Below are 1778 nucleotides of genomic sequence, written 5' to 3'. Positions count from 1 at the left end.
CGGGCGTCGGTGGCGCCCAGTTCGCGGGCCCGGGCGACCAGGTCGGAGGAGGCGCCGAGGACCAGGTCGGCGGCGCGCGCCACCCGGCGCTCCATCAGCCGCTGCAGCCGGCGCTCCATGCCGGTGGCCAGCAGCGCGTGGTGCGAGGTGACCACCAGCGGGGTCTCGGGCCGCAGGCCCGGGAAGCGGCCCGCGGTGCGCAGCGCCAGGTCGGACAGCAGCCCGGCCCGCAGCCCGTGGGCGTGCACCACGTCGGCGCCGGTGAAGGCCCGGCGCAGCTCGCCGATCGCGGTGGCGTCGCTGCGGGCTCCCGCGGTGGGGGTGATGTCGACGGTGTGGAACCTGGCGCCCGTACGGGAGAAGCCGAACAGCGCGTCCGTGCCGGCCGGCGCGCAGACCGTGACGTTCACTCCGTGTGCGACCAGGCCCTGGGCCAGGGAGCGCACGTGCGCACCGATGCCGCCGGTGCTGGCGGCCAGGACGAGTACCACGTGCAGCTGCCCCGGTTCGGGGACGGCCGCGGTGGCCCGGGCGGCGGAATGGTCCACGTCGTCTCGCATCCGACTCGATCAGGTTCGCGCGCCGCTTCGCGAGGATTGCCCGCCCGGCGGCGCTCGGGGCTGGGAAGCCAGTGTCCAGCCGCCACGATGCCAGGTCGGCGGCCCTCTTGGACAGTCGGCGCCACGGGGGCGCGTCGCCGACGTCCGGGGGGCCGCCGGCCCCGGCTAGCGGCGGCGCGGGGCCCGGGCCGCGGCCAGCAGTTCCTCGGCGTGGGCGCGGCCCAGTTCCGAGTCCTCCAGGCCGGCCAGCATCCGGGAGAGTTCGCGCACCCGCTCCTCGTCGTTCAGCACCTTGACACCGCTGCGGGTCACGGTGCCGTCGTTGGTCTTCTCCACCACCAGGTGCCGGTCGGCGAACGCGGCGACCTGCGGGAGGTGGGTGACCACCACGACCTGGGCGGACTCGGCGAGCTTGGCCAGCCGGCGGCCGATCTCGACCGCGGCCTTGCCGCCGACGCCCGCGTCCACCTCGTCGAACAGGTAGGTGGGGACGGGGTCGGCGCCCGCGAAGACCACCTCGACGGCGAGCATCACGCGCGACAGCTCACCGCCGGAGGCGCCCTTGGCGATCGGGCGCGGCTGGGCGCCGGGGTGCGGGGCGAGCAGCACCTCGACCTCGTCCACGCCGTGCGGCCCGTAGGCGACGGTGCGCCCGCCGACCTCGATCCCGGCCAGGTCGTCGACCTGGCCGATCGCGAAGGTCACCCGGGCGTGCGGCATGGCCAGTTCGGCGAGTTCGGCGGAGACCGCGTCGGCGAACCGCCCGGCCGCGGCGTGCCGGGCCTGCGACACCTCGGCGGCCAGCTCGGCCAGCTCGGCCCGCAGCTCGCTCTCCCGGGCGCCGAGCTCGTCGATCCGGTCGTCGTCGCCGTCGAGCTCGGCGAGCCGCACCGCGCTGGCCTCGGCCCAGGCGATCACCTCGGCGAGCGCGTTCTCCTCGCCGCCGTACTTGCGCAGCAGCTGGGCCAGGACGGCCCGGCGGTCCTCGACGGCGGCCAGGCGCACCGGGTCGGCGTCCAGGTCGTCCGCGTAGCCGGCCAGGTCGCCGGCCACGTCGGCGAGCAGGTAGCCGACCTCGTTGAGGCGGTCGGCCAGGGCGGCCAGCCGCTCGTCGTGGTGGCGCACCGCGTCCAGGGCCCGGCGGGACTGGGCGAGCAGGGTGCCCGCGTCCAGCGCCTCCGGGTCGACCGGGTCGCCGGCCAGCGCCGCGTGGGCGAG

1 protein-coding gene and 1 pseudogene are annotated in these 1778 nt (G+C 76.9%); both read right to left on the bottom strand.

Annotation, left to right across the window (positions count from 1 at the left end):
* Nucleotides 1–548 (bottom strand): glycosyltransferase (locus AE652_RS40780; RefSeq protein ID WP_159028724.1); only part of this gene is annotated, 548 nt, incomplete at its 3' end.
* Between the two features lie 177 nt (nt 549–725).
* Nucleotides 726–1778, bottom strand: a pseudogene (locus AE652_RS40775) (DNA repair protein RecN); the annotation flags it as partial.

The organism is Kitasatospora sp. MY 5-36 (assembly GCF_001182915.1).
GTDB lineage: Bacteria > Actinomycetota > Actinomycetes > Streptomycetales > Streptomycetaceae > Kitasatospora.
Note: the sequence above shows the minus strand (reverse complement) of the source record. Positions and strands in the feature narration are given on the sequence as shown.